Origin of the sequence: Chryseobacterium sp. Y16C, assembly GCF_022488405.1 — a bacterium.
Lineage (GTDB): Bacteria > Bacteroidota > Bacteroidia > Flavobacteriales > Weeksellaceae > Chryseobacterium > Chryseobacterium geocarposphaerae.
In genome coordinates, this window is record NZ_CP092711.1 from 3,861,265 (window position 1) to 3,880,211 (window position 18,947).

Genomic DNA, 18,947 nt, shown 5'->3' on the forward strand with positions numbered 1-18,947 from the left:
TATTGTAAGGATGAAATTAAAAATATACGTATTCGCTTTTGGGTTAACTGCCGTTAACCTTTCCGCTCAGGTAAAGGACACCTTAGCAGAAAAAATGTTGATCTATCAGCTTCCGATCGGAGGATGGGGAAAGCAGCTGGAAGATAAATCTGTAGTCAATTACAGCTTACCGCTGGATAAGGATCTTTTAAGGAAGATAAAATCTACAGGTGATGATCATGCTACCATTGATAATAATGCGACTTCTAAGGAAATCAATGCTTTGATTAAGGCATATTCAACGACAAAAAATCCTGAATATCTGAAAGCTGCAGAAAAAGGGATCAGCTATCTTCTTCTGATGCAGTATAAAAACGGAGGCTTTCCACAATATTACCCGAATACAGGATTGTACAGAAAGCAGGTAACGTATAATGATAACGCTATGATTAATGCTTTGACGGTGTTGTATAATGTGGCGGAAGGAAAAAATGATTTTGATGTTGTCAATTCAAAATTAAAAGAGAAGTCAAAAGATGCGGTCAAAAGAGGGATTGACTGTATTTTAAAGACTCAGGTATTACAAAAAGGAATTCCGACCATTTGGGGAGATCAGTACAATGAAGTAACCTTGCAACCTGATAAAGCCAGAGCTTTTGAACCTATTTCGTTGGCAACGGCAGAATCGGTGGGGATTGTGCGTTTTTTAATGATGCAGCCGGTTACTCCTGAAGTTGAAAAATCAATTAAATCAGCGGTAAAATGGTTTAAGCAAAACAAAATTGAAGGCTATAGCTATAATGTTTCAAAAGTAAACGGAAAAGCTATCCGAACTCTAACGGCAGAAAAAGGTTCTGTAATCTGGGCAAGGTTTTATGATATTAACAATAATAGGCCACTTTTTGGTGACAGAGACGGGAGTGTAAAATATAATTACAATGAAGTTTCGGAAGAACGAAGAAACGGCTACAGCTGGTTTGGTGATTTTGCGGACAAACTGATCAATAAAGAGTATCCGAAATGGTTGGAGAAAAATAAAATTTCTGATAACTAATTCATTCGGATTTGTAGAAAGTTTAGATGATATTTAGTAAGCATTCGTCTAATAGAAAAAGACTGAGATATTTCTCAGTCTTTTCTTGTTTTACAGGAGTACTTAATTATAGTGAATTACAGATGTTGCCAGTAAGAGTAGCGCCTGCATTGGCTGTCACATCAGATTTTACAGAAGATAGGGACAAAGTCGGGATAGAATAAGGTGGGGTAAATGCTGTTCCGCTTCCTGCTGTATTGCCCGTAACGTTGGTGAATGTATTGTTTGAGGTAACCGTTACTGCGGTATATCCACTCATTAAATTGATAGGTTCTTTTACATTTTCAAAAACGTTTCCATCTACACGAATGTTGGCCTGAACTCCTGCTGCAATACATTTGTTGCTTACAGAGCTGTTGAAATAGCTGTTCACAATATGGATTTTTCCAAATCTCACTCTCGGCATACGTTCTCTGCAACCTGGGGCCCACCAGCAACGAACGAAGGTTACATTCAGTTTTCCTGCATCTGTTGTTGAGGTATCACTTGATCCAATAAGGTTTGAGAATCTGTGATCATCAGTTCCGCCTGAACCGCCGGCTTTCGGAGGTTTCAGATAATGAAACTTAGTATAAGAAACCGTGATATAATCTGATTTGTTTTTGATGTCAAAGTTTCCGTCAACCCCGTCTCTGAATTCACAATGATCGATCCAGACATTTCTACAATCGTCTAAAATAGCATTGTCCCAACCATCTGTATCGTAGGCTCCCGGTCCTTCGAAGATCAAATTTCGGATTACGATATTGTTACATCTTTTAATATTGAGAATTCCCGAACCGTCTTTTGTCTGATCGGTCGAAACCAGTTTGGCGCCGCTTGTTCCATAAATGGTTTTTCCGGTTTGGTCCTGAAATGAGATACGCGCAGTGATGGTAATGGTTCCGGTTACTTTGATCACTTTTACCGCGGTATTTTCAATGGCTGCTTTTAGTTGGGCATACGTGGTTACAGTTGTTTCGGCTGCTGTTCCACCACCGGTTGTCCCGCCGTTTTGAGAAGCCCATCCCGGAGCGGCGCAATCTGCTAAGGGAACAACTGCATTGGTCTCAGGAATGTCATTCATGGTAAGGCTGTTCGGATTTTCTGTAAGATCAGTTTTGATGTCTTCCTGTCCACAGCCGCTTAAGGCAAAGATTGAGCTCAGAGCTACCATCAGAATGGAAGCTTTACATGTTTTTTTCATAGTAATAATTTTTTGTTATTTGATACAAGTGTGAAATTATAAATTTAATATTTAAAAGTTTTATATTTTAAAATATTAATATTTATATAATTATAATATTGATTATTTAATTTATTCAATCGGTTGCATTTTATTATTTATTTAAATTAATGTCTTTTGTGAAATTCCCACAGAGCTCAGAATTTACAGTCAATAACTTGTGTAATTTTGAGTTCTGCGGGATATTTATGTTTTTGTTATTTATCGAATGCTATTTTACTTCAAAAGTATACGTTTCTCCTTTCTTTGTATTAAAATCAAAAATCTGAGTTTCAGGAACATCAAAACCTTTTAACTGAGCTTTTTCAGAAACTAAAGGAGTTTTAATCGTATGCGTTTGATAATACCCATTTGGATTTTCTCCTTTTGCCAATTGCCAATTTGTTTTAGATTTTAAATTTAAATCTTTCGCAATTCTGATTCTTGCATTTCCGCCCATAGCAGATCTTACAACCAATTTTGTAAGTTTAGAATTTTTCCAGTCGATATCAATTTCAAAACCGCCTCTTGCTTTCAAGCCTTTTACAGAACCATTGGGCAAAGCGTCCGGAAGTGCCGGTAAAATGTAAAGATAACCATCGTAGCTTTGCAGCAACATCTCTGCAATTCCTGAGGTACAGCCAAAATTTCCATCAATCTGGAACGGTGGATGCGCATCCAGAAGATTCGGATAGGTTCCTCCTGATTCGCCTTTATTATCGAGAGGAGCGGGTGACAGTTGGTCTGAAATTAATTTAAAAGCACGGTTTCCATCTAATAATCTTGCCCACCAATTTACTTTCCAGCCCATTGACCAGCCTGTAGATTTATCTCCTCTGTATATCATTGAATTTTTTGCAGCCTCCGCCAGATCAGGGTTTCTGAGCGGTGAAATCTGTCCTGATGGAAAAAGTCCATACAAGTGCGAAATATGTCTGTGTTTATCGTCGGTTTTGTCCATATCTTTCAGCCACTCCTGTAATTGGGCGTGCTGCCCAATCTGCATAGGCGGAAGTTTGCCTAAAGCCGATTGTATTTGATCCGAAAGGTTTTGATCTTTATTTAAAATTTTTGAAGCATTGATGAAATTATTAAATACATCAAAAACCAACTGATTATCCATTGTTGTTCCGGCTGTAACTCCTACATTCTTTACGTATGTATTTTCAGGAGACATCGAAGGGGAAACAACAAGGTATTGTTGGGAAGGATCCTGCTGAAGAACATCAAGATAAAACAAAGCGCACCCTTTTAAGGCTTCATAGTTTTTCTTTAAGAAATCCTTATCTCCGGAATATAAATAATGACTCCAGATATGCTGTGTTAACCAGGCTCCACCCATGGGCCACATTCCATAGAAACCGCCGTCAACAATTCCTGTGATTCTCCACAAATCGGTATTGTGATGCATATTCCAGCCTCTTGCGTGGTACATTTCTTTGGCAGATTCCTGCCCTGTTACCGATAGATCCTGGATCATATCAAATAAAGGCTCGTGCATTTCGCTGAGGTTGGTATTTTCTGCAGGCCAGTAATTCATTTCTGTGTTGATGTTCACTGTGTATTTGCTGTCCCAAGCCGGATTCAACTGGTAATTCCAGATTCCCTGAAGGTTGGCAGGCTGGGTTCCCGGTTGAGAAGAAGAAATCAGAAGATAACGCCCAAACTGGAAATACAAAGCCACCAAATCCGGATCATTTGAAGTTCCGAATTCCTTAATTCTGATATCGGTTGTCTTTTTCGCTTGTTCAGTAATTCCTAAATCTAAACTTACACGTTTGAAATATTTCTGGTATTGTTCGATATGAGCTTTTAATTCTGCATCATATTTTTTATTTAAAACCGATTGTAAATATTCTGAAACTCTTGCGCCAGGATTGGCTGAAAGATCATTATACTTTTTGAAATTCGTTGCAATGGAAACATAGATCACTACTTCATCTGCTCCGGAAATTTCCAGTTTATCTTTTGATGAGGTTAGTTTTCCGCCTTTTAAAACAGGAGAAGCAATGGTTTTAAAGTTGATTTTTCCGGTTTTATTATCTTTTGAACTGCTTGTTCCATTGATAACCAATTGGTTGTTCTCTGTGAAAATAGATTTTTGCAAATGTGGAGTAGAAGCGTTGATAGAGAAATTTAAACTTCCCTTTTTACCTGAAGAAACTTTGATTATAATCACATTATCCGCAAAAGACGAGAAAATTTCCCGCTTGAAAGTCACCCCGTTTACTTCATAAGAAACAGTACTGACTGCTTTTTCAATATCTAAAGTCCTATTGTAATTTTTAAAATTTTCATGGCCTTTGAAATTCAAAAACAAGTCACCCATTGTCTGGTATGGCATTCCATAGTTCAGGTCTTTTGGAGCCTGTCTTGGGTATGTTCTGTTGGAAAGATTCTGAGCCTCCTCAAATTTACTTTCATTTAACAGTTTCCTTATTTTCTGAATGCTGTCGAATGTGTTTTTCGGAACATTATTTCCGGGTTCTCCGGCCCAAATTGTTTCTTCATTAAGCTGAAGATGTTCCTGTGAAGCACCTCCAAAAATCATGGCTCCTAATCTTCCGTTTCCGATCGGTAGTGCTTCATTCCAGTTTTCTGCCGGTTTGTTGTAAGTGAGTTTTAAATTTTGCTGTGCCTGAACCGAAACAGAAATGACCGTTCCGCAAACCAGTAAGAATATTTTATGTTGGATGATTTTCAGCATTTTTAGATGTTTAAAAGGTTTTTATTTGTTAAGATGCTTCGACAAGCTCAGCATGACAGTGTTATCAATGAATTATTAATAAGAAATAGTATTAGAGATGTCACACTGAGCCTGTCGAAGTGTCCCTATACTAGCTTTTTATTATTTATTACCTATGGTTTTAAGCCAGTCTGAGCATAGTTTTTTCCAATTATCCGTCAGTTCAGATTTATTGGTAATTCCGATCTTATGTTCACCTTCAGGAAAAATGAACATTGCACCTTTTACCTTGTTTTTAAGCATTTCCTGATAGTACAGAATACTGTTCATCACAGGAACGGTTTTGTCGTTTTGGGCATGAAATAAAATTGTAGGCGGTGTTTTATCCGTTACCCGATTCTGCATAGAATATTCTTTGATTTTTTCCGGGGATGCATTTTCACCAAGCAGACTGTTTCGGCTTCCAACGTGCGCAAATTCTCCAAAATCAATAACCGGAGAGACTAGAATTGCAAAGTTCGGAATAGTAGAAACGGATGTCCAGTCGCCTTTTAATTCAGTATAATCTGTAGAAATATTACTTACTGATGCCGCCAAATGACCGCCTGCAGAAGTTCCGATTACACCAATCTGTTCTGCTGAAATACCGTATTGCTCTGCGTTTTTTCTAAGGTATTTTATGGTGGCCTGTACATCTTGTAATGGTGCTATTTCTCTTTGCTTCAAATCGGGAGAAGTCGGCAACCTGTAATTTAAAACAAATGCTGAAATTCCCTGGGTATTAAACCATTTTGCAATCTGGTAACCTCCTAAATCATAAGTCAGTTTGTAATATCCGCCTCCGGGAATGACAATAACCGCCATCTGTTTTCTTTCTTCTTTTGGCGGCAGAAAAGCAAACATCTCGGTTTCTTTTATCTGTATAATTCTTCCGTCTTTTTCTTCTGTTTTTAAAGGCATTCCTTTAGAATTGGGCATCTGACCTTTCGGCCAAACCATTATTTTTTCCTGTGCGGATAACTGAACAAAAAAAGAAAGTAAGAGTAGGAAAGTAATTTTTTTCATATCCAATTAATTTGGTGAAGTATATGCATAAACCTTATAGGTTTCAAAAACCTATAAGGTTTGAATTTTTAGATATTAATCTTTAAGAAAATCCTCTCTGAAAGGGGTAAAGGCATCAATCAATTGCCCGGCTTCCAGACATTTTACTCCATGAAAAATATTAGGTTGGGCAAAAAATCCGTCACCCTGTTGTAAGATTTTTGTTTCATCATCCACCATCACTTCAAATTTTCCTGAAGCCACATACGTAATCTGAGAATGGAAATGCTGATGTAAAGTACCAATGGCATCCTTTTCAAATTTTACAATCACCATCATCACCTGGGAATTGTATCCGACAAATTGTCTGGAAACTCCGCCTCCTAAATCTTCCCATTCGGAATTACCGTCAAAGAAAGGTTCTTTTTTGAAATTCATTTTTGTATGTTTTTTGAATTTTAAAATTATAGTAAATTACTACATATGCTTTGTCATTCAGTAGGAATCTAAACTCTGAATTCACTATTGAATTAATTTGCTTAGATTCCACACTTCACTTCGTTTCGCTCTGAATGACAAACCAACTGTTTATTTAAATCTGCATCATCTAAAAAATCTGCGAGAGTTTAATTATTTAATATATTTCTCCAGTCCGATTTTTAAAGTCTTCAGATTTTTTACGGCCAATTTAGCAACTGATTCTGCTCCCAATGTTGATAAATGGGTATCATCATCTTTTCCTTTCGGATAATAAGGATCTTCCCCTTCTTTGTAATGTAGATGCAGTTTTTTGGAGTTTTCAGGACCGTAAGAAACTTCCAGCTGTTCGGTTAATAACTGCATATCTACAAACGGAACTTTCAAATCATTGGCTACCATTCTTACTACCAAAGGATATTCTTTGTGTGTATCGATTAACACTCCGTTTTCGTTGAAGTTTCTTCTTACGATAGAAGTCATTAGAATGGGCGTTGCTCCTTTTGCTCTGGCTTCGTTCACATATCTTTCCAGATTGGCTCTGTATTGCGTGTAAGGATTGGTGAATTTTGTTGAATCTTTTAATTTTTGATCATTATGTCCAAATTGAATAACCACAAAATCTCCTTTTTTCAATTGTTTTTCAACTTTATCCCATCTTCCTTCCGTTCTGAAGCTTTTCGAGCTTCTGCCATTCATCGCATGATTTTGGATTTCGATTCCTGTGGTAAAAAACTGTGGTAAGACCTGTCCCCATCCGTGTTCAGGGTTTTTGTCAGGGTTTTCTTTGTTGGCCATTGTGGAATCGCCGATGAGGAACAGAGTAGGCTTTTTTTGAGCTAAAATTAAAGTTGAAAAGGCTAAGCTGAATAGTAAAAGTATTTTTTTCATTTTAAATTTTAGTTTTTATTTAACTTAGGAATGCTTCGACAGGCTCATCATGACATTGCGACAAATTTCTTGTTAAATTAAAACAGTTAGTATTAGAATTGTCATGCTGAGCCTGTCGAAGCATCTCAATAATTCATTTCATTATTTATTAGGATCCCAATCATTAAAAATCTTTTCTAATGTATAATTTTTCAAATTTTTTTTAGTCAGTTGATGCGACCAGCTTACACGTTTTGAAACATTTCCGCCTTCTCCCTTACTTCCAAATTCTGCGTAATATGCTGTTTTTTGTTTATCTGGAAACATTTTGTCGCCTTTCCAAGGATTCCAGCCTTCGGGAAGAATATGTTTTCCCATTTCGGTGTCGATGAAAACTGTTTTCGCGTAAGGTCGCCACGGTCTTCCTAAATAGACTTTGGTGATGCCCTCTTTGGCAATCAATTTACAGTCAAAAAATACAAAACCATAGTGTCGGTCTGCTTCTGTTGCAGCTGCAGTGATGTAAGAATCGGCTAAGCTTTTGATGGTACAGTTTTTAAAAACAACGGTGGCCTGTGCGAAAATAAAATCTGTTGTTCCTTCGATATAACAGTTTTCAAAATATTGTCTGCTGTGATTCGTGGCAGAGTAGATTGTATCCTGACACCCCAGAATATTGGAGTTTTTAATTATAAATCGGTCACCTTCCACATGGAGGGAGACCGCTTGTCCTTCATTGCAGGAAGAGTTTTGGATGGTAAGATTGCTGATTTTAATATCATCACCCATCACCAGTAAAGTGTAGGAATTGAAGGTTGTCATTTTTTCATTAAACGGATCTGGTTTCCCTGAAAAATCATTGTTGGTAATGATGGTATTGTCTTTATTTTCGCCGTCTAACGTGATTTTATGTTTTGAAGATGGAATAAACACTTTTTCATTGTACTTTCCGGATTTAATGAAAACCAACGCTTCTGCCGGACCCAAATCTCTGATAGAATTAATGGCTTTCTGAATAGATGTAAAATCTCCGCTTCCGTCTTTGGCAACGGTAATTTTTATGTACGGCTCATTTTCTGCAAAGAGAAAACTGGCCATTGAAATGAGAAGAAATAAAAATAATTTTTTCATAAAAATTTCTTTAAATTAGCCTTAACCTCAAACTAAAATTTATTTCAAAACTTTATTTAAAAAGTCAACCGTTACATTCAGCGTTTCTGTAAACCAAGGTTCAGCTGACCAGAATGAGTGCGGTGTATCTTGGATTTCGTGAAACTCAGTCGGAATATTATAGCTCTTTAGTTTTTTCATCATGTCGTCTCGTCCCGCATGGAAACGAGGCTGAGAAGAGTTGATGAATAGAGTAGGAGGGGTATTTTTATCCACATATTTCAACGGTGAAGCTTCTGTCCAGTTTTTTAAATTGATATCTCTGTCGCCATCAAGCCAATAAGCAGCGTAAGTACTTTCTTCAGCTTCGGGATGAATAAATGAAACAATTCCATCTACATTTACAATTGCCTGAATTTTATTCTTTTTTTTGACACCTACCAAAGTGGCAATCTGTGCTCCTGCAGATTCTCCTAAAACTGCCATTTTCTTTTTGTTTAAGGAATACTTTTTATGGCTTTTCTTCAGCCATTGAATGCCTGTTTCAATATCTTCAACTCCTGCAGGATATTTCGTAATATCGGCCAAACGGTAACCGATCGCAATCACCACATAGCCTTTTGAAGCAAGCTCCATCGCCATGAACTTTTCATTTTCCTTACTTCCTGAAATCCAGCCACCACCGTGAACCATAGCAATTCCAGGATATTTTTTGAATCGATCTAAAGGGTAATAAACATCTGCTTTTAGAGAAAGTCCATTGATGTTGGTGTATTCTACGTCCTTATCAATTCCGATATTTTGTGGAACAGGCCGATCGATAGGTGTGATGAAAGGGTATTTTTTTTTGAATTTTTCAAAAGTGCTTTCATTTGTGTAAGGAGTAGCATTCGGACGTTTTACCTGCCCGAATGCCATTGTCCCCACAAAAAAAATAGAAATATAAGTATGTTTTCGGTTAAAAATCATGTTGGCCAATTTTAAAATTTTGAAACATTAAGAGTATTGAAGAAGTTAAGTTTCATTAAGAAAATCACTCTGATTTTATCTTAAAGTAAAGCAGCTCAAACGTTCTTAACAACTTAATTTTACCTTAATGGTTTAAATAATTGATACACTATTTAACTGCATTTTTCGCTACATCCGTCCCGATAGAAATTGAATTTTTATCGGATGTTACTTCTTTCGGTAACAATATTGCTCCCGTTTTATTTCCTAATACTTTTACAACAGGTTTGTTGGCTGATTCAAACTTTATTGTTGAAAGATTAATGTTTTTACTGTTGTAAATGGTTGCTCCGGCTCCTTCAGTATATTTCAGTTTTACATTTTTCAACTGAATTCCGTCTGCATCTACGATCGTTAAAGCTTTTCTAGTGTCAAATTGGGAATCTTCAATCACAATATTTTTAAGATTCATTTCTGCTAAGCCGAACAATGTAATCGCTTCATCAGAATTTACCGCATTGATGTTTTTAAAGTAAATGTTTCTGAAAACCGGAGTTTCTTCCGTCACCGGATAAATCTTTTCCGGAGCTTTGTTTCCCTCCTGCTTTTGTCCGTCTTCCAGTACTGGAGATGCTCCTTCGTAGAACATGTTAAATCCGATTACCTGAGTCGGAATATTAATCATATCAATATTTTTAATGTAAATATTTTCAACGATTCCTCCTCTTCCACGGGTGGTTTTGAAACGAAGTCCGATATCTGTTCCGATGAAAGTACAATCGGAAACGTGAATGTTTCTAGCTCCTCCGGACATTTCGCTGCCGATCACAAAACCTCCGTGACCATGGTATACAACATTGTTTTTAATGATTACATTTTCAGTCGGCATTCCTCTTTTTCTTCCGTCCTGATCTTTTCCTGATTTGATACAGATTGCATCGTCACCAACGTCGAAAGTATTGTCGTAAATCAAAACATTTTTACAAGATTCTAAATCTACACCGTCACCGTTTTGAGAAAACCATGGATTTCTAACGGTAAGATTTCTTAAAATCACGTTTGAACACATCAATGGGTGAAGGTTCCAGGCCGGAGAATTCTGGAAAGTCGGACCGTCTAACAATACTTTGTCACAACCCACCAAACTTACCATAACCGGACGAAGAAAATCTTTAACAGTCGTTAATTCATCCTTAGAAATTTTATCAGGAACATTAAAATTCGAACTGCTTTCAAAACCTTTTTTATAGCTCTCTGAAGGGTACCAGTTTTTACCATCGGAAGACAAAATTCCGCCTGATTTTACGATGTTTTTCCATTCAGATTCTGAAACTTTACTTTTTTTGATGGCTCTCCATGCATCACCGCTTCCGTCTATTACCCCTTTTCCTGTGATGGCAATATTGGTTGCATTTTTTGCAGAGATTGGAGACTGGCAACGGATTGTATTTAATCCTTCAAAACTTACATCCACCAAAGGATAATCATTTTTATCTTTACTGAAAACGATAAATGCTCCTTCTTCTACATGAAGATTGATATTGCTTTTTAGCTCGATAGGTCCAGTTAACCACATTCCGCGAGGAATAACCAGTTTTCCACCACCTTTTTTGCTAAGGTCTTTAATTGCTTTTTTGAAAGCTTCTGTATTTTTTACATTTCCGCCTGCAACACCACCGTATTGTGTGATGGAAACTGTGTTCGCCGCAAATGAAGCTTCTGTAACCTGAGGCATTTTAAACTCAATGTTTTTATAAATATCAAGGTTCTGAGCATAGATTTGGCCTGAAAACATCATTGCTGCTGCTAAACCGATCACTTTAAGAGACTTCTTCATTTTATTTTTTTTGAGTTTTATTTTTTTCAAAATCTAATGTTTATTTTTTTCTCCCACCGATTGCACAGATTTTCAAAGATGTTTATGTAAGATTTTTATTTTAAAGTTTTAAAAACTATGCGCAATCATCTGTGAAAATCTGTGAAATCGGTGGGAAATAATTAATTTTTAGTTATTCTAAACCAATCAAAATCGGCATATCCGCCGCGAGGTGCTTTTGCTGTGCTTATACTATATAAACCGACTTTAGCACCAATCCATTTTCCTGGTTTTGCCTGAAAAACGTCACCTACTTTTGTGAAGCTCTTTCCGTTTTCGCTGTAGCTGAACTGGCATAAACCATTGGGTTCGTTTATATTGACTTTTAAATAGGCTTCGTTTCCTTTTAATTTGGTTTCGAATAAAACTTTTTCCTCACCTCCTTTATCTGCTTTTTCGGCTCTTCTTAATTGAAGATAGAATCCGTCTGGTTTATTGGTGATTACAATGGATTGATGATCTAATCCCATTATCAAAAGTCCTGCGGTTTTTCCTTCTTTGGCATCTTCCGTAGTTAATTTAACTTTGGTTGAAGCTGCAAAATTCGGAGCGGGGAATTTTTGGGTTAATAAATTCGGGACATTCCAAAGATTTTTCTCATCTTCAGAAACTTTCATGGAGAATAATCTTAAAAATTTCTGTCCGGGAAGCTTGGATGACCACACGATATTTTCGTTGGCGCTCCATTGCCATTGCAAACCCAGTTTTTCACCGTCAAATTCATCAGTTTCTGCTGGAGTAACGACGGGATACGTTTTTCCTACATTTGGCTTTTTATAAGTTAAAACAGGTTCTCCGATTCCGTTTTTATTATTGTCGATTCCCATGACAGGCCAGTCTTTTTCCCATTTCATCGGCTGTAAATGCACGATTCTTCCGCCTGTATCCACATCCTGAAAATGGTAAAACCAATCTTCACCTGAAGGCGTATCTACCCAAGCTCCCTGATGAGGGCCGTTAATTTTTGTTGAGCCTTGTTCCAACACAATTTTTTCTTCGTAAGGACCGTAAATATTTTTTGATCTTAATACCAATTGCCAACCTGTAGCAACACCACCTGCCGGAGCAAAAATGTAGTAATAACCGTTTCTTTTATACATTTTCGGACCTTCAACGGTTGGATGTGCATCGTGACCGTCGAAAACATGAACGCCTTTATCCAACACTTTTGTTCCTTCAGGATTCATTTTATTTAAAGTTAAAATACTTTTCACTCCAGCGCGGCTTCCTGCCCAACCGTGAACGAGATATGCGTTTCCGTCTTCATCCCAAAACGGACAAGAATCAATTAAGCCTTTTCCTTCCATCACCAAAACAGGTTCTTCCCATTTTCCGAGTGGATCTTTGGCTTTTGCCATGTAAATTCCGTAATCGGGATCGCCCCAATAAATGTAGAATTCTCCTTTATGAAAACGCATACTTGGTGCCCAAACTGCATCTCCACGTCGTGGAACGGAGAAATGTTCTTTAGGCAAAACATCCTGAATGGCATAATTTACCAATTTCCAGTTCACCATATCTTTGGAGTGAAGAATAGGTAATCCCGGAGTTTCATTGAAACTTGAAGCGGTCATATAATAATCTTCACCCACACGAATGGCATCCGGATCTGAATAGTCAGCATAAAGAATAGGGTTTTTATAATTCTTTCCCTGATCGGCAGTCCAAACTTCGGAAACGTAATTTTTTTCCTGTGCGTTCAGATAATTTGAGGCGATAGAAAAAATGGCTACTGAAAATATATTTAAAATGTTTTTTGTTTTCATAAATCAGATTTTAGATCTGGTTTAATTTTAATGCAAAGAGCGCAAAGTTTTTCTTTTTAAACTTGATGTATATTTTTAAGTCCGCAAAGGCGTTTCACTTAGCAAAGGTTTAATGATTTTACTGTTTTGTCATTTCGACGTTAGGAGAAATCTGATTCATGGAAAGAGATTCTTCACTATGCTACGCGTCGTTCAGAATGACAGTCTTATGATAATTTATTTTTCAAACTCTATACTCGCCAAGATGAATGGTCCTGTTCCTTTTCCGTCGTTGGAACGGATTTCTTCGTTTACATAATATTCATAAGAACCGTCTCTGTAAGGTTTTCCACCTAAACCTGCAACTGCACAACATTTGTTTAGGTTAACCACACCGTTTTCATCAACAGTAATTAAGTTTTTGATAATTCCGTCGTAGCCTTTTTTTGCCGAGGCTTTATATGATTTTGGAAGGTAACCTTCGTTGACCGATTTGATGATCGTATAAACAAACATTGCCGATGCTGTTGCTTCTTCGTAATTTCCGTTTGTCAAAGGCTTATCCAAAACCTGATACCATAGACCGGATTTTTTGTCCTGAACTTTAATGACCGCATCAGCATAAGATTTTATATAAGAAATCAATCTTGCTCTTCCCGGGTGGTTTTTTGGTAAATAATCTAGCACATCTACCATTGCCATTCCATACCAACCCATACCTCTTCCCCAGAAATTTTGCGAAAGTCCGGTTTCCTTATTGGCCCAAGCTTCTTTTTTACTTTCGTCCCAACCATGATAAAGAAGTCCTGTTTTTTTGTCTAAAAGATTCTTTTGAACAGAATCGAACTGGAAAACAATATCATCATAGGCTTTTGTCGCATCGGCTCCTTTTACAAAATCATGAGTGTAGTGTGTGTAGAAAGGCATTCCCATGTATAAGCCATCCAGCCAAACCTGATAAGGATATATTTTTTTGTGCCAGAAAGAACCTTCGTTGGTTCTTGGCTGCCCGTCAATTTGTAAGCGAAGGGTTTGAAGAGCCTTTAGGTATTTATCTTTTTTTTCTTTTTCGTAAAGATAAAGCAGAACATTTCCACTGTTGAGCATATCGATATTATACTTAGAAATATCATAAGTAAGAATTGTCCCGTCTTCTTTGATCAGGTCTTTCCCGAAATTACTGATGTAATTGTAATATTCTTTTTTGCCGGTTTTTGCATATAGTTTTTCAGCCCCATCCAAAACAATTGCTGAAGGATAGGTCCATTTCGGACTTTTACTGAAATCCAGCATCCAGGCTTCCGGGAAACGGTGCATTTCGGAAAGCATCATTCTTTCAGACCATTTAAGATTTGTTGGAACTATTTTTCCTGACTTTGAAGTTTCTGTTGAAGGTTTTGAAGAAGTTGCTGTTTTTGTCTGTGCACAAGCCAAGAACATTCCTGAGCTTAATGCTGCAAATACTAATAATTTTATGTTGTGATTAATAAAATTCATGATTTAAACTTTAAAGTTGATTTCTTATCTAAATTTTCAGTTCTGTTATTTATTGCTTCTCCGTTATTTTTTTGACTAAATCATTAAAATAAACTTCAATATTATCGTAATTTTTATCTAAATCTCTTCCGTTGGCATTGGCAGCTTTCGGATTCAGGTTATTTTTAATTTCCCATTCATCGGGCATTCCGTCGCTGTCTGAATCGGGTGGGGAGGTACCTGGTTTCAAATCCGGAAATCCTCCAACATCTTTTTGGGAATCGATAATTCCATTCGAACTTCCTTTTGATCCGTTGTAAGTGAAGCTTCCGTTTTCTATGTCTTTTAATATATGTAAATCAACTGCATCTCTCAACAAGCTTGCACCCCCGATCTGCAAAACTTTAGTATAAGCTTCTTTCGGAGTATCTGTTTTTATATTATTCTGAATATCGTGAGGCTGATTAATTTTGATGGAATTTTTATCTTTTTCTGTTAAATTATAAGAAGACTTCATCTGTGCAAAAACACCTTTCGTCCAGTTGTCTTTTGAAATTTCAGGATTTCCTTCAATTACATTTCCATTGATGTAATATTTGCCCCAGATGTTATAAACTTCAGCTTCCGGGTTTTCATTTTTGTCAATGGCAGCAATTCGTTGTTTGGTCATTGTTGCGGGGCCTAGCTTGTAATAATTATTAACGATGTTTACATTCATTCCTTCGCCGCCGTAAATGTTATTATGTCCCCAGTTGTAAATGACGTTATTTCTAAAATCGGTAAGGTCTGTCAATGCAAATTTGCTTCCTGCATATTCTCCCAATCTGGGATTGCGGCTGTCATGATGAGCGTAGATATTATGATGAAAGGAAGCAAATTTTCCACCTGCAATTCCACCATATCCGTGAGCACCTTTTTGATGTACAGAGTTTCTCAGACTTTCTGCAATCACACACCACTGAAGCGTTGTATTTTCATTATTGTAAATAGAAACCGTTTCGTCCGTAGACCAACTCATCGAACAATGATCTATCATTAGATTCTTGATGAACCTTGCTCCTAATGCATCGCCTTCAAAATTTTTTTGGTCCCCCATTCTGAAACGCACATAGCGAATGATTACATTATCCGCACCTACAAAGGTTTCGTAGTTGGCAACCGTAATTCCGTCTCCTGGAGCTGTTTGTCCGGCAATCGTAACGTTGCCTTCTTTTATTTTTAAAGGAGATTCCAGATAAATGGTTCCTCCTGTTTTAAATACAATATATCTCGGACCTTTCTGTTCTAAGGCATATCTTAAAGTTCCTTCTGAACCGTCATCTGAAAGTTTGGTCACAGCATACACCTTCCCGCCACGACCTCCGGTTGTATATCTTCCAAAACCTTCTGCACCGGGAAAGCTTAACCCATTCTGAGCGTTAATGAATGTGGAAATACCACATACAATTCCTATCGTGAAGAGCTTTGTGAAGTGTTTTTTCATGACTGAAAATTCTTTGGTGTTCTTTAATTTATTCTAAGCTTTTTGACGGGTTCCAGTTGTCTTTTCCTTTCAAAATATTCTGTGTGGTGTATTTTTTACTTTCTTTTTTGGTTATCTGATGTGACCAAGGCACTCTTTTTGAAATGTCTGATCCGCTTCCTTTGGAATTGAATTCCGCATAAAAAGTGATCTTTTCAGCATCAGGTTTATTCCAATTATGCCATCCTTCAGGTTTTATGGTTGAATTGATCTCGCAATTGATATAAACCGTTTTAGCAAAAGGTCTCCAGGGTCTCCCTAAATAAACTGAGTTTTCTTTAGCGTTTCCAATAATTTTTGAATTAATAAAAACGAATCCGAATTCGTTTTCCTGTGGAGTAGAAGCAGCTGTTACGTAGCTCGCCGTTTCTTTAGAATAAATTGTACAGTTTTCAAAAACACCGGTTCCTGCTCCGAAAATATAATCGGTTGTTCCTTCAATATAGCAGTTTTTAAAATAATTTCTTGACGGTTTTGTTTTATCCGGTGAATCCTGAACTCCTTTTAAATATAAAGTGTCTTGGTTTCCTAAGAACCGGCAGTTTTCAAAACTGATTCTGTCACCGGAAGTTAAAACTGCAACGGCTTGTCCCACTCTTCCTGAACTGTTTTCAAATGAAACATTTTTGGCTGTAAAATTATTGGAGTAAATAAAAACCGTAGAAGAACCTGTAGTTCCGATCTCTTTTCCTTCCGAATTCTTTTTTGAAGCAAAATCATCGTAAGTGATGATCGTGTTTTGAGGATTTTCTCCTTCCAGTACAATAGCTCCTTTAGTTTCGGGAATGGTAATTTTTTCTTTGTAAATTCCTGCTTTAATTACAATTTTTGTTCTTGTGGAAGAACCATTTTCAACGGCATCGATGGCTTGCTGTACGGTGGTAAAGTTGCCTTTTCCGTCTTTTGAAACTACGATCGTTTTATCGTCAGTTTTAAAAGAAAGAAAACTTAGCAGGAGAATCAAAAAGATTGAAAATGCAGTTAAATTTCTAAGAAAAGAGGAAGCGTTCATTGAAAAATTTTTAGTTAAAATACAGACTTCTCTTTGTGGGATGAAGCCTGTATTTCTTTGATATGAATGTGAAATTTTTATCTAGTAACCATAATCCTGGGTGAGGTTGTAGTTAGAGTTGATGACATCCAAAGCTATTGGAAGCAATTCTTTCTTGTTTGCCTGGAAATAATACGCATAGCTCTTGATAGGATCACCACTGATGTATGGTTGAGTCATGGCAAGTCTCCAGTTTACTTTTGTATAGCCGGAAGGTGTTGCCACACTTTGGTTCGGACTGTAGAAAACGTCTGATTTTGCAACTCCTGTCGCAGTATAGAAGTCGATGTCTGTAACGTTTTGTTGTGCTGTTTTCGTTTTATCGTAAGCTACTTTTTTATAGAAAATATATTCAGGAACATTGGCATAAATACCTGTTCCGTTCATGAATTGAGTAAGCTTAGTTCTTGTTTCGTTAATTTTTGTTTCCAATAAGTTCCAACGAATTAAGTCATATTTTCTAAGTCCTTCTCCACCGAATTCCAGTTGTCTTTCTTTTACGATATAATTAAAAAAACCTGTTTTGTCTGTTGGAATATTTCCAACTTGCCCTAAATTTCCCGCATAAGCTCTTTGTCTTACAGCTAATACAGCATTTATAGCTTCTTGAGATGGTGCACTATGAAGTTCGTTATCTGCTTCTGCAAACATTAAAAGAATATCTGCATATCTCAACATCGGCCAGTCAATTCCAAGATTCTGAGAAGTCCCGGTAATCGAAGTCCAGGATTTTCTGAATTTTCCGTCATTCCAGTTAATAGAGGTCTGAAGCTCTTCTTGTTTTGAAGTATTTACTCTGAATATCGCAATATTAACATCTCTTCTCAGATCATATTTTGTAAACTCATAGAAGTACACCGGGATTGCATTAATTCCCCCTGAAGATTTCCAGTCTGTATCATCATGTCTCAAACCGTTGTAATACCCGATTTTGCTGTCTGTTTTTGAATTTCCTCCAAATGCTCCGATGGCATAGATCACCTCATTGGTAGCATCCTGAGTGTTGGTGTGTAATGATCTGAACATTCCCTCATAACTAGGATTAAGCTGATGCTGTCCGGAATTGATAATGTCCTTACATTCATCATAAGCAATCTGATAATATTTTTGAGGATTGGATCCCTGTAACATTTGTTGTGGAGCTCTTCTCAATGAATATCCGGCTCTCGCTAAGGCGATTCTTGCTCTTAACCCTTTCACAGCGCCTTTTGAAATTCTTTGTGCGGTTGTATTCCCTTCTGATCTCCAAGGAACAAGGTTCTCTGCTTTTAATAAATCATCCAGAAGCTTTTCATAGATTACATCTCTGTCTGTTTTCGCTAAATATACACTCGGAAGATCTGCTGAGGGAACATCCTGAAATGGGACATCACCCCAGTTTTTTATAAGGTCATAATAGAAAAGAGCCCTTAGGGTTAAAGCTTCTCCCAAATATCTGTCCATTAATTTTTTATCTTCGGCTGAACCTGTCTGATACACTGGAGAGATTGGGATGTTTTTAATAACAAGATTTGCTCTTTCAATCCCCGCATAAGTGTCTAAGAAAGGTCTTAAAAGCTCTGTATTGGTAGGAATAGCTCCAAAACAGCTGACTCCTCTTCTGTCATTGGCATTATAATCGCCAGAAGTTCTTAAATCATCTCCTGATTGAGAAAGAATAAGATTCATTCTCTGTCCGTAGGTATTGTCACCCATCGTACTGTTATATACTCCAACCAGAGCGGAAAAAGTATCTGCTGCAGAATCGAATTGTTGTTTTTCAGCAGTATTGGATAAGCTTTCTACTTCCAGATAGTCATTACAGGAGCTTAAAGATAGTACTCCCGCAACAGCCAATAGAATTGTTAAAAATTTATTTTTCTTCAT

The 18,947-nt window shown here is 37.1% G+C and carries 14 protein-coding genes; 1 reads left to right on the plus strand and 13 read right to left on the minus strand.

The annotated features are described in order from the left end of the window. Positions 1–10: 10 nt before the first annotated feature. A complete protein-coding gene (gene pelA / locus MKS83_RS17475; protein WP_240580668.1) occupies positions 11–1,033 on the plus strand; it encodes a pectate lyase in 1,023 nt (340 codons plus the stop codon). 106 nt (positions 1,034–1,139) lie between these two features. Here the strand turns inward: pelA and MKS83_RS17480 are convergent, their stop codons facing one another. The 13 genes from MKS83_RS17480 to MKS83_RS17540 form a co-directional block, all read right to left on the minus strand. Then, the gene (locus MKS83_RS17480) at positions 1,140–2,258 is read right to left on the minus strand and encodes a polysaccharide lyase family 1 protein (protein WP_240580669.1); all 1,119 of its coding nucleotides are present in this window, start codon (positions 2,256–2,258) and stop codon (positions 1,140–1,142) included. 250 nt (positions 2,259–2,508) lie between these two features. Further along, positions 2,509–4,983, minus strand: a complete 2,475-nt coding sequence (locus MKS83_RS17485) for a glycosyl hydrolase family 95 catalytic domain-containing protein (RefSeq protein WP_240580670.1) — start codon at positions 4,981–4,983, stop codon at positions 2,509–2,511. Between the two features lie 141 nt (positions 4,984–5,124). Continuing rightward, positions 5,125–6,027 carry an alpha/beta hydrolase gene (locus MKS83_RS17490; protein WP_240580671.1) on the minus strand — a complete coding sequence of 301 codons (903 nt, stop codon included), beginning with the start codon at positions 6,025–6,027 and terminating at the stop codon, positions 5,125–5,127. A 75-nt stretch (positions 6,028–6,102) separates the two neighbouring features. Next, positions 6,103–6,444 (minus strand): cupin domain-containing protein, encoded by a 342-nt coding sequence (locus tag MKS83_RS17495; RefSeq protein WP_240580672.1) that lies wholly within the window; start codon positions 6,442–6,444, stop codon positions 6,103–6,105. A 192-nt stretch (positions 6,445–6,636) separates the two neighbouring features. Continuing rightward, a complete protein-coding gene (locus MKS83_RS17500) occupies positions 6,637–7,374 on the minus strand; it encodes a rhamnogalacturonan acetylesterase (RefSeq protein WP_240580673.1) in 738 nt (245 codons plus the stop codon). Between the two features lie 141 nt (positions 7,375–7,515). Then, positions 7,516–8,484, minus strand: coding sequence for a pectinesterase family protein (locus MKS83_RS17505; protein WP_240580674.1), 969 nt, complete (start codon positions 8,482–8,484; stop codon positions 7,516–7,518). A 39-nt stretch (positions 8,485–8,523) separates the two neighbouring features. After that, positions 8,524–9,432: an alpha/beta hydrolase gene (locus tag MKS83_RS17510; RefSeq protein ID WP_240580675.1), complete on the minus strand. Its 909-nt coding sequence runs from the start codon at positions 9,430–9,432 to the stop codon at positions 8,524–8,526. A 148-nt stretch (positions 9,433–9,580) separates the two neighbouring features. Then, positions 9,581–11,248 (minus strand): glycoside hydrolase family 28 protein, encoded by a 1,668-nt coding sequence (locus tag MKS83_RS17515; RefSeq protein ID WP_240580676.1) that lies wholly within the window; start codon positions 11,246–11,248, stop codon positions 9,581–9,583. A gap of 161 nt (positions 11,249–11,409) precedes the next feature. After that, positions 11,410–13,053, minus strand: coding sequence for a glycoside hydrolase 43 family protein (locus tag MKS83_RS17520; protein ID WP_240580677.1), 1,644 nt, complete (start codon positions 13,051–13,053; stop codon positions 11,410–11,412). A 216-nt stretch (positions 13,054–13,269) separates the two neighbouring features. Further along, positions 13,270–14,529, minus strand: a complete 1,260-nt coding sequence (locus tag MKS83_RS17525; protein WP_240580678.1) for a glycoside hydrolase family 105 protein — start codon at positions 14,527–14,529, stop codon at positions 13,270–13,272. Positions 14,530–14,578: 49 nt separating this feature from the next. After that, positions 14,579–15,991, minus strand: coding sequence for a polysaccharide lyase family 1 protein (locus tag MKS83_RS17530; RefSeq protein ID WP_240580679.1), 1,413 nt, complete (start codon positions 15,989–15,991; stop codon positions 14,579–14,581). Between the two features lie 28 nt (positions 15,992–16,019). Beyond that, positions 16,020–17,042 (minus strand): pectinesterase family protein, encoded by a 1,023-nt coding sequence (locus MKS83_RS17535; protein ID WP_240580680.1) that lies wholly within the window; start codon positions 17,040–17,042, stop codon positions 16,020–16,022. 81 nt (positions 17,043–17,123) lie between these two features. Further along, positions 17,124–18,947, minus strand: a complete 1,824-nt coding sequence (locus MKS83_RS17540) for a RagB/SusD family nutrient uptake outer membrane protein (protein WP_240580681.1) — start codon at positions 18,945–18,947, stop codon at positions 17,124–17,126.